General features: G+C 40.3%; 11 protein-coding genes. 2 read left to right on the top strand and 9 right to left on the bottom strand.

What is annotated here, in order from left to right; all coding sequences use genetic code 11:
* Position 1: 1 nt before the first annotated feature.
* On the bottom strand, positions 2 to 3,226 hold the full coding sequence (locus U735_RS0119430; protein WP_031445407.1) for a DUF1553 domain-containing protein: 3,225 nt from the start codon (positions 3,224 to 3,226) through the stop codon (positions 2 to 4).
* Between the two features lie 214 nt (positions 3,227 to 3,440).
* Here U735_RS0119430 and U735_RS0119435 point away from each other — a divergent pair, with 214 nt between their 5' ends.
* Positions 3,441 to 4,310, top strand: a complete 870-nt coding sequence (locus tag U735_RS0119435; protein ID WP_031445408.1) for a helix-turn-helix domain-containing protein — start codon at positions 3,441 to 3,443, stop codon at positions 4,308 to 4,310.
* 114 nt (positions 4,311 to 4,424) lie between these two features.
* Here the strand turns inward: U735_RS0119435 and U735_RS0119440 are convergent, their stop codons facing one another.
* Positions 4,425 to 4,973 carry a YceI family protein gene (locus U735_RS0119440; RefSeq protein ID WP_031445409.1) on the bottom strand — a complete coding sequence of 183 codons (549 nt, stop codon included), beginning with the start codon at positions 4,971 to 4,973 and terminating at the stop codon, positions 4,425 to 4,427.
* A gap of 46 nt (positions 4,974 to 5,019) precedes the next feature.
* On the bottom strand, positions 5,020 to 6,051 hold the full coding sequence (locus tag U735_RS0119445; protein WP_034248617.1) for a formylglycine-generating enzyme family protein: 1,032 nt from the start codon (positions 6,049 to 6,051) through the stop codon (positions 5,020 to 5,022).
* Between the two features lie 161 nt (positions 6,052 to 6,212).
* Here U735_RS0119445 and U735_RS0119450 point away from each other — a divergent pair, with 161 nt between their 5' ends.
* A complete protein-coding gene (locus U735_RS0119450; RefSeq protein ID WP_083260605.1) occupies positions 6,213 to 8,927 on the top strand; it encodes a M16 family metallopeptidase in 2,715 nt (904 codons plus the stop codon).
* Between the two features lie 96 nt (positions 8,928 to 9,023).
* On the opposite strand, the gene U735_RS0119455 is transcribed toward U735_RS0119450, so the two are convergent.
* The 6 genes from U735_RS0119455 to U735_RS0119480 form a co-directional block, all read right to left on the bottom strand.
* Positions 9,024 to 9,206: a CPXCG motif-containing cysteine-rich protein gene (locus U735_RS0119455; protein ID WP_031445412.1), complete on the bottom strand. Its 183-nt coding sequence runs from the start codon at positions 9,204 to 9,206 to the stop codon at positions 9,024 to 9,026.
* Between the two features lie 77 nt (positions 9,207 to 9,283).
* Positions 9,284 to 10,648 carry a TolC family protein gene (locus U735_RS0119460; RefSeq protein ID WP_031445413.1) on the bottom strand — a complete coding sequence of 455 codons (1,365 nt, stop codon included), beginning with the start codon at positions 10,646 to 10,648 and terminating at the stop codon, positions 9,284 to 9,286.
* The gene (locus U735_RS0119465; protein ID WP_034248619.1) at positions 10,649 to 13,948 is read right to left on the bottom strand and encodes an efflux RND transporter permease subunit; all 3,300 of its coding nucleotides are present in this window, start codon (positions 13,946 to 13,948) and stop codon (positions 10,649 to 10,651) included.
* Complete coding sequence (locus U735_RS0119470; protein ID WP_031445415.1) at positions 13,948 to 15,084, bottom strand: efflux RND transporter periplasmic adaptor subunit; 1,137 nt, start codon at positions 15,082 to 15,084, stop codon at positions 13,948 to 13,950. Before U735_RS0119470 ends, U735_RS0119465 begins: the two co-directional genes overlap by 1 nt.
* Before the next feature lie 157 nt (positions 15,085 to 15,241).
* Positions 15,242 to 16,147 carry a leucine-rich repeat domain-containing protein gene (locus U735_RS0119475; RefSeq protein WP_034248622.1) on the bottom strand — a complete coding sequence of 302 codons (906 nt, stop codon included), beginning with the start codon at positions 16,145 to 16,147 and terminating at the stop codon, positions 15,242 to 15,244.
* Between the two features lie 12 nt (positions 16,148 to 16,159).
* The gene (locus U735_RS0119480; protein WP_031445417.1) at positions 16,160 to 17,038 is read right to left on the bottom strand and encodes a leucine-rich repeat domain-containing protein; all 879 of its coding nucleotides are present in this window, start codon (positions 17,036 to 17,038) and stop codon (positions 16,160 to 16,162) included.
* Between the last annotated feature and the right edge of the window lie 10 nt (positions 17,039 to 17,048).

The following is a 17,048-nucleotide window of genomic DNA, read 5'->3' on the forward strand; positions in this document are numbered from 1 at the left end:
TTTATCTTTTAGTAATACAGGCGTCGGCATTCATAATGGTGTTGGCCACCACGGCATTGGCGGCAACCAAAGCCTTATCATCAACATTCTCCAATTTAAATTCACCTGTATTCAGCCATCCTTTTGTTCTTTCCAAGTTGGCCGCAAATTTCTTATATTCATTCTCCTGAAGTTCAACCAGCAATCGCAGCTCATCCTCCTTAATTTTCCTCCCGGTAAGCTGCCTAAAAACATTGGAGATGGCCAATTTTAAATCTCCCAAATCGCTCATACGCTTGCCCAAGACCCTGGATGCTTCAATATAAGTTGGATCATTCAGCAATACCAAAGCCTGTAACGGGGTATTGGTCTCCTGTCGCTGAATGGTACATACATCCCGCGCTGGAGCATCAAAGGTGGCTAAAGTAGGATGGGGTACGGAACGTTTCCATATGGTGTACATACTTCTTCGGTAAAGTTTATCCCCGGTATCCTGCCTGTAGGTAGCGTTGTTCACCCTCCATAGCCCTTCCGGTTGGTACGGACTTACACTTTCCCCTCCTATGGTTTTGTTCAGCAATCCGGAACTGGCCAGGGCATTATCGCGTAGCATCTCTCCGGATAGCCTTTTAGAAGGTCCTCTTGCCAAAAGTCTGTTGTCGATATCCATTTCCATCAATTCCTCACTTACCATGGAAGATTGTTGATAGGTATGCGACATCACTATCAATTTTTGAAATGCCTTAACATCCCATCCCGAATCTCTAAATTCCAAGGCCAGCCAATCCAGTAATTTGGGGTGACTTGGCATTTCGCCCTGGTTCCCAAAATCCTCCGAAGTCTTTACCAGACCATACCCAAAGTAATGTTGCCAAAACCTGTTCACCGCCACTCTTGCAGTAAGGGGATGGTCCTCATGAAACAACCATTGGGCAAATCCCAATCGGTTTTTTGGATAATCCTCGGGCATGGGTAAAATAGCTTTAGGGGTATTGGGAAACACTTCCTCTCCCCTGGCGTTATACACTCCCCTATCCAAAATGTAGGACGGCACCGGTTCAGCGGTTTCCTCCATGACCATTACCTCTTTTACCTTTTCTACACTATCCACATAACTCTTGCGCAATTCTGCCAGTTTCTGGTGCTGTAATGTGGTGGCTTGGGAAACCGACTTCAAATAGTGCTCCTGCAGTAATTTTTTATCATTGGAGGCAAGACTTGCTTTCTCCCTTTTTAGCAATTCATCTAGTAGAGGATTATTGGCAAGTTGCATTACCTCCACGGCCGACAAATCCCTATCATACACCCTTATCTCATCTACCACAGCTCCTTTTATTCCCTTACCCCTTAATCTTGCCCCCAATTGCAAGCCTGGTTCATTGTTATTCCTAAATAGAATGTCCTTGTACAGATTATCCGTTTTCACAGTGGTCTCCATCTCCTTACTATTAACAAACAACCTATAACCTTCGGCCTTGCTGGAACCATCATAAGTAATGGCAAAATGCACCCATTCATCCCTGGGAAACCCTTCTTTTGTAAGCTCTACAATGGCATTATTGGGTGCCGTATGCGCCATCATGAGTTCCAATTTATTGTCCACAATCTTTAGATGATAGCCGCGCCAATTGTACAAAATGGCTCCATCGCCCTTGTGGAAAATGTTCCCATTCTCGATATTCGAGGGTATATTTGCCCATAGGCCTATACTGAAGGCATCATTTCTTCCGAAAACAGCTGTCTTTCTCAAATCAAGCCAAGTATCTCCATCCAACAATACTCCTTTGCCCTGTTTTCCTTCGGATAAATTTATTTTTTGTCCTTCCGTACCTTCCCGCTTCATGGTTCCCCTATGCTTTGGGTTGATGACATTTTGCAAACTTTGATCATTTAGATTGAAATAAGCTGTTAATCCGTTTGAAGGAATTTTTATATCTATGGATTGGTATTGCTCTTCCAATAGCCATTTATCAAAATTGACAGCCACTTCCTTCTCTTCCATTTTTTTGATCTCCCCTTCGGTTTCTTCAATTAAACTTTCCATATAGGACAGTACCTTTTCCTCTTCTTCGGTGGTCAACATCAAGGTTGGAACCGGAGTGGCATCATTCCAAGAAATCTGCCCCGATTCGTTCACATTATTGAAAAAACTGGTGAGTTCATAAAAATCCTTATGTGATATGGGATCATATTTATGATCGTGGCATCTGGCACAGGCTACGGTTAACCCCATAAAGGCTTGCCCGGCCGTACTTGCCCGGTCTACCGCATATTCTACCAAAAACTCTTCACTTACAATACCCCCCTCCATATTTTGCGGATGAACACGGTTGAAGGCTGTTGCCAAAATAGTTTCCCGAGTAGGATTTTCAATAAGATCACCTGCCATTTGCCAGGTTATAAACTGTTCATAGGACATATTTTTATTGAAGGCATCAATAACCCAATCACGCCAAGGGGACATATCCCGATATCGATCAACACTATATCCGTGAGTATCCGCAAACCTCGACAAGTCCATCCAATCCAAGGCCATTTGCTCTCCAAAGTGGGGAGAGTCCAATAATTTGTCCACTACCTTTTCGTAAGCCTCGGGAGAAGGATCTTTCATAAAAGAATCCATCTCCTCCAAAGTTGGCGGTAATCCCGTCAGATCCAGATAAAGTCTTCTCAACAATAATTCTTTGTCCGCTTTTGGAGAGAACTCCAATTTACCCTGCTCCAAACGTGCCAAAACAAAATTGTCGATAGGATTTTGTACCACACCTGCCCTATCCTGGACTTTTGGGACATCGTATTCTTTCGGCTTTATAAAAGCCCAATGATCTTTATATTCTGCACCCTGTTCTATCCACTTGATCAAGATTGCCTTCTCATGGTCCGATAACGAAAGATGGGAATCCGGTTCCGGCATTACATAGTTGGGGTCATCTGACATAATTCTGTGGAAAACCTCACTTTTATTTAAATTCCCAGGCTTTAAGGCAAATTTTCCTGGAGATTCCTTCAGCTCCTTATAGGCAGCTTCAGAAGTATGCAATTGAAGGTCGGCCTTTATTTTTGCCTTATCCGGGCCATGGCATATAAAACATTTATCCGAAAGAATGGGCTTTACATGTAGATTGAAATCCACTTTCTTAGGTAATTTATCATATTCAAGAGATACCAATTCAGGTATTTCCGGACCTCCACAGGAAAAAAATAATAAAACCCAAGTGAAAATTAAAAGCTTCTTAATTATTACCATATTCGACCTGTCTATTTGCTACCTTTTCAAAGATAAAATTTAAGGATTCATAACGCAGGTCCAAATCAGTTTAAGTATTGCACATTTCCGACATTAACATCCTGACAAAACCTATTCCTTACTATAAAATTTATTAAATTAGTAGTGAATTAATCGGTTTTTGGATAAACATATATTGATTAATACTGTTCTAAATCCGACAAAAGACTGAGCTATGTCCAAAATTCTTCAATCCCTAAAATTAGCCCTATTGAATGTAGGTTATGCAAAACTTGGGCCCCTATGGGATTATGATGATGTTATTAGCCCATTTATCAGACTATATTACATTACTGAGGGAAGTGCCATGGTTTATCACAGCAATGAAGCAATTGAATTGAAACCTGGGCATATATACATCATCCCAAGCTATACCTTTGGCAGATACAAATGTGATGAATATCACGAACAATATTATATCAGTTGTTTGGAAGAGATAAAAAATGGCTATTCCATATTTAATTTTAGCAGTTTTATTTTCGAGTCAAAAGCCAATCCAATGGACTTGTATTATTTTAAGCGCTTGTTGGAACTAAATCCGAATAGGCAGTTGGAAAATAACAACCCAAAAGTATATGACAACAGACCCACCTTGATGGATTTTGAAAAGAGGAACGAAGAATTAAGTCCTTCAGCCTATATGGAAACCCATGCCATTTTGGAGATATTGATATCCAGGTTTATAAAGGATATGAACACCCAATCCACTAAGAGTAATGTGAAAAAAGAATTTGGTATGGTCTTAAACTATATCCATGAAAATCTCCACGAAAATTTGACCGTGAAGCAGCTGGCCGACTTTTGCCATCTAAATACAGATTATTTTTCAAGGGTCTTCAATGAAAGTTTTGGCATGCGCCCCAATAAATACATTCAATCCAAACGTATAGAAAGAGCACAATTGCTATTGCTTTCCACCAACAATTCCCTGAAGCAAATTGCAGAAAAAGTGGGATTGGAAAATCTCTCCTATTTCAATAGGATCTTTAAGAGTCATACCGGGGTAACGCCAGGAATTTTTAGGGAAGAGCGATTGCAAAAATAATATTGCACACGCGCCCACCTATTCATTTCAGAACCAAGGATTATCACAATACAAATAAATCCAGAAATATAAATTCAATAAAAGAGCCAATCCAAATATCTGGAGTAGGCATCCCTATCCTTTGGCAAAGACCAAATCGAAATCGATAGTAACATTATCACCCACTATTATTTGACCAAACATTGCCGTTGGCGGCTCCATATCGTAATCCTGTAATTTTATCTCCTTGCTTCCCTTAAACATATATTTCCCGCCAACTTCCTGAAATTCCGATGTTATTTCCACCGCTTTTTCAACACCGGCAATATTAAGCATCCCATGAATCTTAAAAGTATTTTCCGAATCGGCGGTTTTCTTTATTTCCTGAAATTTAAAGGACACTTCAGGATGCTCTTCCATCTTCAGTGCAGCATGCATCTTTTTATCCATCGCCGCTCCACGTTCACTTTTAATTTGGGCCACCTCCACTTGAAACAAGAGATTATTTACAACACCAGCCTTCACTTTCATGGATCCCTTCATTGAATTGGCCGTTACGGTCCAATCGTGAATGGTAGACGAACCATTAATTTTGAGGACACTTTCTTTGGACAGCGTATATGATTCTTGGGCATAACCGGCTAAAACCAGAAATGATAATAGTATGAACAGTGTATTTTTCATGTGCTAAATTTAATGATTTGTTTTCAAAAGGTTTCTACGGTTGTTCCTACTCGTCCAGCACAATTTGCCAAAACTGTTTTTGCTCCTCTTTTGAAGGCTGAACTTTAGGACTTACCAATCTAAATCCAATAAAGTTGGAATCCGTGTTCCACCAAAAACTTTTTGGGATCTGTGGATCCCTTTTTTGTAATTTTAAACTGGACACGATCCTGGCAGACGACCTAAGTGTCTTTGCGTCATCGTCCCAAGACCCTCCTTTGATTACCCTGGGATGTATTACGGTAGGTTTTACCCAAGGGTTCTTGGATTCGGTAATAGCCAAGGCATTTTCCTTGTATTCATCCAAAGTCCATTCCGAGACATTTCCGTGCATATCATACAATCCCCAAGGATTTGGCAGTTTGCTTCCCACCTTGGCATAATGATTATCGGAGTTTTTATAATACACGGCATATTCATCAATTTTGGAAATATCATCACCAAAGGAATAGGCCGTATTGGTCCCGGCTTTGGCGGCGTATTCCCATTCCGCTTCTGTTGGCAATCTATAGAACCTGCCTGTAACGGTACTCAACCACTTACAGAACACCAAGGCGGAATACGCGGACATACTTATGGCAGGATACCCAACCTTTCCCATACCATAGGAAGGATCCTCGTAGGGAGGACTGGGCCTTGTAATGGCATCTATGCCTTTTAACTTGTCAGCTTCCAAGTTCTCGAACAAATTTTTATTCTGCTTAAAGAAAAGCTCAAAAACCTCCCAACCCAGTTCATATTTTCCCATATAAAAGGCATCCAATTCCACAGTCTTCATTGGCCCTTCATCGGCCTTTCTGTTTACTTGGTTTTCTGGGCTTCCCATCATAAATGTCCCTTCGGGTATCAATACCATATCAAAAGAAATATCGGTAGCCGGAATTTTCTCAGTAAAGGCCTCGCTAACGGATGTTTTGTTATCCGTTTCGGCCACAACCGCCTGTGCCGATTTACAGGACTGCAAGGAAATCAACAAGAAACATAGTGAAAGAAAATTAAATAGATGCAGATTAAATAATCTAGAGGTAAGTTTTAGCATTTGATAAATTAGTTTAGGTTGATGGGCTAAAAATATTACAATTTTTCTAAAGAGCCATCCATATGACGTAATATACCTCCAAAACTCAAAATTTATAAGGTTATAACCCCTAAAACACCTATTAATTTTTGTATTATTGAATATCAAAAAACTACACTGTCATGAGAATAAAAATCATATCTCTTATACTAATCTTCCTGATTTGCAATAGTCTTTCCTATGGGCAATTACAAAAAATAGCCTCTGTGGAAGGAATAACGGAATACCAAATGGATAATGGCCTTAAAGTACTTCTATTTCCCGATAATTCGTCACAGACCATAACGGTCAACATTACCTATCTTGTAGGGTCCAGACATGAAGGTTACGGAGAAAAAGGCATGGCCCACCTTTTGGAACACATGGTTTTTAAAGGTACCCCCAACCATCCGGATATTCCCAAAGAGTTGAGCTCGCATGGTGCGCGCCCCAATGGGACCACCTGGTTCGACAGGACCAATTACTTTGAAACCTTTAATGCCACTGATGAAAACCTGGATTGGGCCTTGGACCTGGAGGCCGATCGTATGGTGAATTCCTATATAGCCAAAAAAGATTTGGAATCAGAATTCAGTGTGGTACGCAATGAATTTGAAAGTGGCGAAAACGACCCATCACGTGTTCTTATGCAGAACGTTATCAATGCCGGTTTTATATGGCACAACTATGGTAACAGCACTATTGGAAATAGATCCGATATAGAACGCGTTCCCATTGAAAACCTACAGGCATTTTATAAAAAATTCTACCGTCCGGACAATGCCGTTTTAATGGTTACGGGCAAATTCGATGAAGCCAAAACACTGGACTTGATCGAAAAAAAGTTCGGTAAAATTGAAAAACCAACCACTCCATTAAGGGACTCCTATACCGAGGAACCGGCACAGGATGGTGAAAAAACGGTACATCTCAATCGCGTTGGCGATCTACAGATAGTATCCACCATGTACCATACCCCGGCAGGCTCACATGAGGATTATGCCGCCATTTCCATTATTGAAGATGTACTGGCAGACGAACCCTCGGGAAGGCTCTACAAAGCCTTGATCGAGACAAATAAAGCCTCCTCTATATGGTCTTTCTCCCCTTTTACCAAAGAACCGGGTTTTTTATATATCAACGTAGATGTACCTTCGGACAAGAATGCCGACGAAGTGGAAAAAGTACTAAAGGAAACTTTAGATGCCGTAAAAACCACACCCATCACCCAAGAGGAACTGGATCGAGCCAAAGCCAATCTTTTAAAACGAACCGATCAAATCTTTAGAAATTCTTCCTACTTAGGAACCTATATGAGCGAATTTATTGGTGCTGGTGATTGGCGATTGGCATTTATACAGCGGGATAGAATTGAAAATACCAGTCTTGAAACCGTAAATGAAGTTGCCAAGAAATACCTGATTACCACAAATAGAACCATAGGCCGATTTAATCCTACCAAAAAGCCCGAAAGAATAGAAATTGAACATACGCAAAATCTTGATGCCCTTGTATCAAACTATAAAGGCAAGGAGGACATGGGTACAGGTGAGGCCTTCGATGTTTCCTATGATGCCATACAATCCAGATTGGACCAAGGCCAACTTTCCAATGGCATTGCCTACGGTATTATAAAAAAGAGCAACCGCGGCAAAACCGTCCGACTTAGTTTTAGCATTAGAAACGGAAATGAGGAATCGCTTATGAACAAAGGGGTTATCCCCTCTTTTACCGCTAGTCTACTTAACAAGGGTACCCGATCCAAGTCTAGGCAACAGATCGAGGACGAATTGAGCAAACTAAAATCTTCGGTATCCTTTAGAGCCAGTAATGGGAATGTTTATGCCAATGTAGTTTCTACCGAAGAAAACCTAATGGCCACCTTGGCCCTAATGTCGGAAATGCTCAAAACCCCTTCCTTCGAGGCCTCGGAATTGGAAAAATTAAAAACAGAGTCCTTGGCATATTTGGAAAGTAATAAGACAGAACCACAATTTTTGGCTTCTAAAAGACTATCCGTAATAAACAATACATTTCCAAAGGGACATCCTTTATATGCCATGACCGTTGAGGAAGAGGAGGCCGCCATAAGGGTGATCACCGTAGAGGACATTAAAAGCTTCCACAAGGCATTTTATGGTTTGGGCAAATCCATTCTAGTAGGTATAGGGGACATGCAGCCGGAGCAAATAAAAACCTATATGCAAAAAGAGTATGCCAACTTCAAGAGCAAAAATACCTACGCCAGGCTAAAAGATCCTTTTACCGAATCCCCGGAAGTAAATGAAGACATTCTTACCCCAGACAAGAAGAATGCTATGACGCTTGGAAACCTTAACGTTAAAATTAGCCAAGAGGATGAAGATTATGCCGCATTAAATATGGCAGCCACCATACTGGGAGGCGGTTTTCTTAATTCGAGGATTGCGGACAGGTTAAGACAGAAGGACGGCGTTAGTTATGGTGCAGGTGCCGGATTCCAAGCAGATTACAATGCGGACGACCAAAATTCATCCATGTACCTCTACGCCATATACGCCCCGGAGAACTATGACAAGGTACAATTAGGCTTTAAGGAGGAATTGGATCGTTTTATTAAAGACGGAATTACGGAGGAAGAATTGAAGAATGCCGTAAACGGCTGGGTGCAGGAGGAAAATGTTTCCAGAGCAAAAGATGCCGAACTGGCCGGCCTGGTAAACAACAACATTTATTACAATCGCACCATGGAATTCCAAAAAAACTTGGAAGAAAAAGTGAAGAGTCTAAGCGTAAGCGATATCAACAATGCCATTCTTAAATACATTAAACCCTATAAGAATTGGACGGTAATCAACGCCGGGGACTACAAGAAATAAGCATAAACTATTTTACCTGCTTCTAATTGGACAGTTTAAAAACCAACATTTTTAGACTGTCTTTTTTTTGAAGGAATATCAGGTTTGAGAATGAAACTATTGTCCAATATTCAAAGCCTCAAATGCAATTAGCTCCCCCTCGTCAAAAACCGGTGTAACCGAGATAGGATTACAACAAACCTCACAATCTTCCACATAGGTCTGTCGGGAAATGGAAGGATCCAACAGCATGGATATTTCTTCCCAGCAATAGGGACATTGAAAGAAGTGTTCGTACATGGATCAATAGTTTAATTACTTAAACTTTCTAGCTATTAATGAGAGCTTTGCTCCAATTGGAAATGAATATAATTGGATTAAAATTCTACCGATAACAACTGTCCTGTTAATTGTAACAGCTGTAATTCGGCCAACTTGGCATCGTATTTGGCCAAATTCTTATTGGTCTGGGCGTTGAGCAAGTTTATTTGTGCCTGCCTAAATTCTATGGACGTTATCCGTCCCAATTGAAATTGTTCCTTGGACCGCTCAAAATTATTTTGGTTGGTCACTACGTTCTGTTCCTGGATTTTAAATATCTGTAACCTGTTCTCATAGATCCCCAAGGCATTTAAAATATCCCTATCCACTTCAAGTATTACCTGTTCCTTAAATATTTCCTGATTTTCATAGGCTATTTTGGCATTTTTAACCCTTACGGTTGTACCGCCTCCATCGAACAAATTCCATGTAAGACTGGCCCCCAATGCAAAATTTAAACTGTTCCTATTGCTTCCAGGTATAATTTGTCCCGGAAGAAATGAGGTGGCAGCACTTTGGTTCAAATTCCACCCATAGCTACCGCTTAGCCCCAAAGTAGGCAGATATCCAGATCTGTTGACCTTAATATCATACTCGTTTATGGTTATATTGCGCTCTGTTTGAAGTATGGCCACATTGTTTTCTTTCGATTGGGCAATATAATCCTCCAACTGTAATTTAGGAATAAAACTCACCAAGGTATCCACTACGAATATTTCATTGAGATTTTGATCGAGAACCACATTTAAATCCCTTTTTGCATTGGCCAAGTTCTGCTGAACGTTCATTAAACTAATACTATCATTGGTAACATCTACCTGGGCATTAAGGATATCCAATTTTGTATTCTGTCCATATTCAAAGGAATATTCCGCCCTTTTGATCCGGTCTTTGGAAATTTCCAAGGCCTGCCTTAGAACATTCTCGTTTTCGGTAAGCCTGGCAATTTCATAATACACACTAAATAATTGGAGAATGGTATTTTCTATGGTTTCCCTAGCTTGTAATTCTGATAATTGATACTGCTCTTTTAATCGCTTAAAATTATAGAGTCTGCCCATACCATCAAACAGCGTATAATCTAAACGAAGAGCGGCATTGTAGGATTGTGATTCAGCATCATTGATCTCCAAATCTGGCCTGGGGCTCCCATTGGATTCAAATTGACCAGGGTACTCCGTATTACTGTTCAATTCGTTGTACGTGGCACCAGCTGTACCCGTAAGGGAAGGCAAGTAACCAGAGTTGAGGATACCCGCATTATTATCCGCCATGGCCACCTGATTTTTGGCAACCTTAATTCCAAAATTGTTTTCCAAGGCCAATGATACAGCTGCATCTTTGGACAATAACCTCTCCTGAGCACTTACAACTCCGCAAAAACCAATTAGCAGGCCTGCGATTATATATTTATATCCCATTTACTTCTTGTCTTCCAATTCGTTAGATATTGCGATGTCATCCTCTAACGAAGTTGATATTTCCGGAGAATGACCATTCTGCTCATGTTTTTCAAAATTTTGCATATGACTTTCTTCCATTTGTTCCTTTATTGCCCGTTCAACTTCTTCTTTGGTCACTTTTTTTCCAGTAATCAACCATTTGGTGCCAACTTTCATTTTATTGCTAAAGGCCAGAAACAAAGGCAGCATCAATAAGGTCAATACGGTCGCGTACCCAATTCCATAGGCAATGGATATAGCCATGGGTTTCAAAAATTGTGCTTGTCGACTTTTTTCCAATAACAAAGGTGCCAAACCGGCAATAGTCGTAATGGAAGTAAGAAATATAGCCCTAAACCTAGATTTACCGGCTTCATAAATGGCATCATCAAACTTCATTCCTTCCCTAAGATTACCATTAAATTTTCCAATAAGCACCAAGCCATCATTTACCATAATTCCTATTAAGGCAATAATCCCCAACATAGACAAAACGTTGATAGGAAAATCATGGATCCAGTGGCCCCAGGCCACGGCAGTGATACTAAAAGGCACCAAAATAATCAAAAGTAGAGGTTGACTAAAACTCCTGAAGGTAAAGGCTATAGTAATATAGATCAACAGCAAAACGGAAAGGCCCACAAATTTTAAAGACCCAAAAAGCTTTTGGGTTTCTCTGTTCTGCCCTTCATAGGATGCAGTTACAGTAGGATATCTAGAATGGATATCCGGCATAATAACCGTCCTTATTTCATTCATAATATCGGTGGCACTGGTAGTCTTATCATCTTTAATATCAGCAGAAACCTGAATTTCGCGCTGACCCTCCAAATGGTTAATAGCCACATCTCCCCGCACTATAACGTAACTTGCAATTTCCTTTAAGGGTACCTTACTTCCACTGGGAGTACTAATCCTCATATCGTCCAAATCGTTGATGGACGAGCGATCGGAGCGGTCGTAACGCACCCAGACCCGGATTTCATCCTGTCCCCGTTGAAAACGTTGCGCCTGGGCCCCAAAAAATCCTGCACGCACCTGATTCATAACACTTCTAAGATCCAACCCCATTAAATAGGCATTCTCCTTCAGCTCCAGCCGTATTTCCTTTATTCCTGCAGGATCATTGTCCGCAACATCCTTTAAAAGGGCATTGTTCTGCAAAATAGCTTTAAGCTCCTTTTTGGCCTCTTTTAATTCCACAATATTATTGCCCAATAGGGAAACAGAAACAGGGCTACCCCCAAAATTACCCCCAGAACCATAGATGAGACTTTCTACCCCAATAACAGGACCTACCAGTTCCTGCAATCTATTGGTAATCAAATCCGACCGTATCTCGTCTGGCCTTTCTTCCCCAGGCAAAAGATTAATGTCCAGCGAGGCCGTGGAGGAGCCGGGCCCTACTTTCCTAATCATGTTTTCAAAAAGCTTTTTACCAGTACCCTTTAAGTATTTTTCCGTCAGCTCCTGATCCACAATTTTGGCCTTCTCCTCAATTAGGCTAATTATGGAATCGGTTACCCTTTCATGGGTCCCATTCGGCATAAGCAAGTCTACGGATACCCGATCACTTGCCACCCGTGGAAAAAACGCAGTTCTGATTATTCCACCCCCAATGGAACCGAAACTTAAAAACAGTAACATTACGAATATAGAAAACATCAGAATTTTATAGCGGAGCGAAAAACGCAGAACGGGGCCATATAACTTATCCCTCATCCATACCATAAGTTTATCTCCCCATTCATTGATGACCCTTAATTTTGCAAATACCTTAGCTATTCCCTTTTTAGGCTTATTGTCCAAGGGCTGTAGGGCTTTTGAATGGGCCAAATGGGCAGGTAGAATAATCAAGGCCTCCACCAAGGAAACCACCAAAGTAAGTATCACGATTACGGATACCTCACCAAAAAATTCGCCAATCCTACTATCCAAGAACAGGAAAATAGAAAATGCCAATATCGTAGTAATGATGGCCGAAATAATTGGAGGCAGTACCTCCATAACACCATCAACAGCCGCTTGTATGGGGGGCTTCCCCTTCTCGTAGTTCTGATAAATGTTTTCGGCGATCACAATACCGTCATCCACCAAAATACCGATTACGATAATCATTCCAAAAAGGGACAAAACATTGATGGTTACATCAAAGAATCCGGCAAATACAAACATTCCCAAAAATGCTACCGGTAAGCCAAAGGCCACCCAAAACGCCAATCTGGTATTAAGAAACAGCGAAAGGAAGATGAGTACCAAAATCATCCCCATAATCGCATTTTCGGTCAACAATTGAGTACGTTGTGTTAGTGTAACGGACTGATCACTGACCACACTCAATTTTACGTTGTTATGTTTTTGATTATACTCCTCTATATATTCCTTTACCTTTTCGGATGATGTTATTAAATCTTCCGTATTGGTACTTGTAATAGCAATATTTACAGCTAGATTTCCATTAAAATATGTAGCATTGGGCGTTTCCGAAAACCGATCCCTTATGACTGCCACATCCTTGAGGCGTACTGTTTGTCCGGACGCATTGGCCCTGACGATGACATTTGATAATTCATTTCCATAATACGACCTATTGTTGGCCCTGATCAGAAATTCCTCCGCATTAGTCTTAATATTACCCCCGGTAACCAAAATATTGGCATTAGAGACGGCTTGGGCTACCTCGTCAAATGACACATTATAAGCCAAAAGGCTATTCTCGTTCACCGCAATCTCTATTTCCTCAGCAGGATATCCGGTAATTCCGATCTGGGAGATGCCCTCCATAGCCCTAATATCGTTCTCCACCTGCCTGCCTATCTGCTTCAATGCAGACAAACTTATATTTTCACCACTTATGGCAAAACTAATGGTCTGTCTTACCGCCTCCAACTTGGAGACCACCAAAGGCTCCATACCCGTTGGGAACGAAGGCACCCTATCAACGGCATTTTTAACTTCCAAGAGCATAAAATCTATATCCCTGCCCTTCTCTATCTCGACATTTATAATACCACTGTTTTCCCTTGAAGTGGAAGTAACCCGGTCCACACCCTCCAAACCTTTTAGGTTATCCTCTATCTTAAGAACAATACCTTCCTCCACTTCTTGTGGGGAAGCACCTGGATAGGTTACATTTATACTAATATTTTTGGAATCAGTAAGCGGGAAATATGAGGATTTTAATGACAATGCCCCTACTATACCAAAAATAAGGAAAGCCACAATTATGACATTTACGGCTACATGGTACTTAATAAAATAGGCTATAATATTCCTCATTAGTTTTGATTGTTGGTTACTTGGTCTTTAAATACTTTTACCAACATTCCAGCATAGGCTCCCATTACCGGTTTGGATAGAATTGTTATTCCCTCGGGAACATCCTTTAAAACTACACTATTATCCGAATAATAAACAGGTTTAACCGGTATCAAATCCAGCACGGAGTCCCTGACCACAAATATTTCTTGGGTTTCCAGCAATAAACTTCTGTTTATTTCAATGGCATTTGGCTCTTCCTTGGCTTTTAGATGGGCCTCTAGGTACATCCCTTCCCTAAGGTCCGGATCCTTCACCTCTATAAAAGCCGTAATGGTCTGGGAAGCCAGATCTACCCGACCGTTAATTCTCGTAACTTTCCCTTGATAGGTTTTGTTATTATCAATACTTTTTAACTGCACTACCTCACCAACATTCAATAGATCGCTGTAGGTCTTGCTGATGGCGACTTCCAATTCGTAATCATTGGTATTGATAAATTCTCCCAATTTTTGCCCAGACCTGACCAAGGTACCCTCTGTGACCAATGCTTCGGTCAAAACCCCATTAAAAGGTGCCGCAATAGTATACTTGGCCAAACGTTGCTCTAAATTTTTTATAGTGTAGTAATTGGTCAATATACCTCGCCCGGAAATAAAATATTTTTCTTTGTCCGTATTCATTTCCGGAAGGGGAGGAACACTTTTATTTATATCAAAATTGGCCAGAAATGATTGCCATTTATCAAATATCTCCGGATAGTCCAATCTAAGATCGGGCATTATGGAAGTGATTAAATTGTATAAATTACTTTTGGAGGATTGAACGTTGGCGTAATATTCAGCAGCGTCTATCCTTATAAGTATTTCTCCCGCCCTATATTCCTGTCCTGGTTTAAATAGTTTATTCCCAGATTTAAAAACCCCTTGGACTTCAGCATAGAGCTCCACCCTTCTTTTGGCTACAAGATTTCCGTTTGCCGGAACAATAATTGGCACATTACCATTCTTGACCGTCTCAACCATAACCGTTTTTACCACCTTCTCTGGTCGTGGCTTTGGAGTAGTCTTACTATTGACAATATATTTTGCACCAAAAAAGGAGCCTATTATTAGGAGGCCCCCAATAATAGATAATGCAATTTTTCTAGAATTCATATAGGGTTTATAAGTTGGTTTGACTGCAAAACTATCTATTAGTTTAAGGGATACTTGTTAAATGTATCTTAAAGTTCCGAAATACGGCATTAATCCAAAAAAAAAGGAATACAAATTGTATTCCTTCTAACCAAACCAACTTATTTTTAAGTAATTACTATTCCTCCATTTCATCCTCAAACTTCGTATCTGCCATTCTTGTTTTAATGACATCAAAATCCTTATACTTATTTTCTTTTTCTACTTCTACCTTATCGTAATCAAAGACAAGGAACTGACCAGAATTCATGCTTTCCAAATTATCAAAAGAGAAAATATTGTTATTCTGAATTTGAAGGACCTTTAGGCTGCCCAATTGCCCAAACTCTTTGGGAATTTCCCCGCCAAGTTCATTGTTTGCCAGTACCAGCTCTTTTAATTGTCCCAATTTGCCCAATTCACCAGGGATAGAACCGTACAATTTATTTTCAAAAAGTCCCAGACTCTCCAATTTTGATAGTTCTCCCAAAGAGTTAGGTATGCGCCCTGTAAGTTCATTGCTGGACAAATTAAGCTCCTTTAAGGTTTGAATATTTCCAAGACTTTCGGGTATTCTTCCACTTAAGAAGTTATTGAAGGCAGAAAGTTTAACCAAGGATTTCATATTCCCAATTTCTGATGGTATTTCACCCTCCAACCTGTTCATCTCCAGTTTCAACACCTCCAATTTACTTAATTGGGCTATACTTTTTGGAATTTCCCCACTTATGACATTAAAGGCAAGGTTTAGATTTACCAAGTGTTTCAAATCCCCTATACTTTCTGGTAGGCTACCGACAAGGTTATTCCTGAAAAGGTTAATATCCACCACATGCCCGTTTTGGACCGTCACCCCAAACCAGGTGTCAACTGGGGCATTAACATCCCATGTAGTATTCCATTTTTGACCTTGGGTGCTTTTGTAAAGTTCCAATAACACGTTTTTTTCGCTTTTTGGAACCATGGCATTTGCCGCAGTGGCAAATACTATACAAAATACAATCACTCCAAAAAAGCACGCTCTATGTAATTTTTGTTGTATCATATAAATAATCTTTTAATTAAAACTATCCTCAAATCTGGTATCAGCCGTTCTAACGTCCTTATTACTATTTATTTTATTAAGATCAAAGTTTCTGTGATTACCTCCATCAAAATCAAAAAGGGCAAAATTATTATTGGCTGCATCGTTGCTGAAATCATTTCCGCCAAATCTATTATTTTGAAGTTGTACCAATTTTAGATTGGGAAGGCTCAAGATATCCTCAGGGAATTCTCCACGGAATCGGTTCTCCGCCAAAACAAGCATTTTTAGATTGGTCAGGTTTTCCAGACTCTCTGGCACTTCACCACTAAAATTGTTATCGCCCAACTCCAAACGTTCTAAATATTTTAAATTTCCAAAGGTCAAAGGAATAGAACCACTTAATCCGTTATGGGAAAGCAATATTACCCTTAGCCTTTTAATCTCACTCATGCTTTGGGGCAATTCTCCAGAAAGGTCATTATAAAACAGATCCAGTACAAGAAGTTTTTCCAGACTCCCAATATTTTTAGGTATCCCTCCTGTTATCTTGTTTTTACCCAACCTTAGCACAACCAATTTTTTTAATTCCGTTATACCTTCCGGAATACTCCCTCCTATATTATTTAGAGCAAGGTTCAATACCTTTAAATTCTTTAGGTCGCCTATTGAATTTGGTATGCTCCCCCTAAGATTGTTATTCATTAAATTAACGGATACCACCTTATTGTTCTCTAGGGTTATACCCTCCCAGCTAGCAACCGGGGCATTCAGATCCCACCCCTTGGTCCAGGTATCGCCCTTAGCACTGTTATAGAGGTCTATAAGCGCATTTTTTTCCAGATCAGAAACCTGCCCGGACAAAAATTGCCCAATTATAACCATAAATAGCATAAATATGCTTTTTCTCATATTTTCACTT

Origin of the sequence: Arenibacter algicola (assembly GCF_000733925.1) — a bacterium.
GTDB lineage: Bacteria > Bacteroidota > Bacteroidia > Flavobacteriales > Flavobacteriaceae > Arenibacter > Arenibacter algicola.

Bases quoted from the DNA above. Each gene is read 5' to 3' on its own strand.
- U735_RS0119430 (WP_031445407.1), bottom strand. From the start codon at position 3,226: ATGGTAATAATTAAGAAGCTTTTAATTTTCACTTGGGTTTTATTATTT.
- U735_RS0119435 (WP_031445408.1), top strand. From the start codon at position 3,441: ATGTCCAAAATTCTTCAATCCCTAAAATTAGCCCTATTGAATGTAGGT.
- U735_RS0119440 (WP_031445409.1), bottom strand. From the start codon at position 4,973: ATGAAAAATACACTGTTCATACTATTATCATTTCTGGTTTTAGCCGGT.
- U735_RS0119445 (WP_034248617.1), bottom strand. From the start codon at position 6,051: ATGCTAAAACTTACCTCTAGATTATTTAATCTGCATCTATTTAATTTT.
- U735_RS0119450 (WP_083260605.1), top strand. From the start codon at position 6,213: ATGAGAATAAAAATCATATCTCTTATACTAATCTTCCTGATTTGCAAT.
- U735_RS0119455 (WP_031445412.1), bottom strand. From the start codon at position 9,206: ATGTACGAACACTTCTTTCAATGTCCCTATTGCTGGGAAGAAATATCC.
- U735_RS0119460 (WP_031445413.1), bottom strand. From the start codon at position 10,648: ATGGGATATAAATATATAATCGCAGGCCTGCTAATTGGTTTTTGCGGA.
- U735_RS0119465 (WP_034248619.1), bottom strand. From the start codon at position 13,948: ATGAGGAATATTATAGCCTATTTTATTAAGTACCATGTAGCCGTAAAT.
- U735_RS0119470 (WP_031445415.1), bottom strand. From the start codon at position 15,084: ATGAATTCTAGAAAAATTGCATTATCTATTATTGGGGGCCTCCTAATA.
- U735_RS0119475 (WP_034248622.1), bottom strand. From the start codon at position 16,147: ATGATACAACAAAAATTACATAGAGCGTGCTTTTTTGGAGTGATTGTA.
- U735_RS0119480 (WP_031445417.1), bottom strand. From the start codon at position 17,038: ATGAGAAAAAGCATATTTATGCTATTTATGGTTATAATTGGGCAATTT.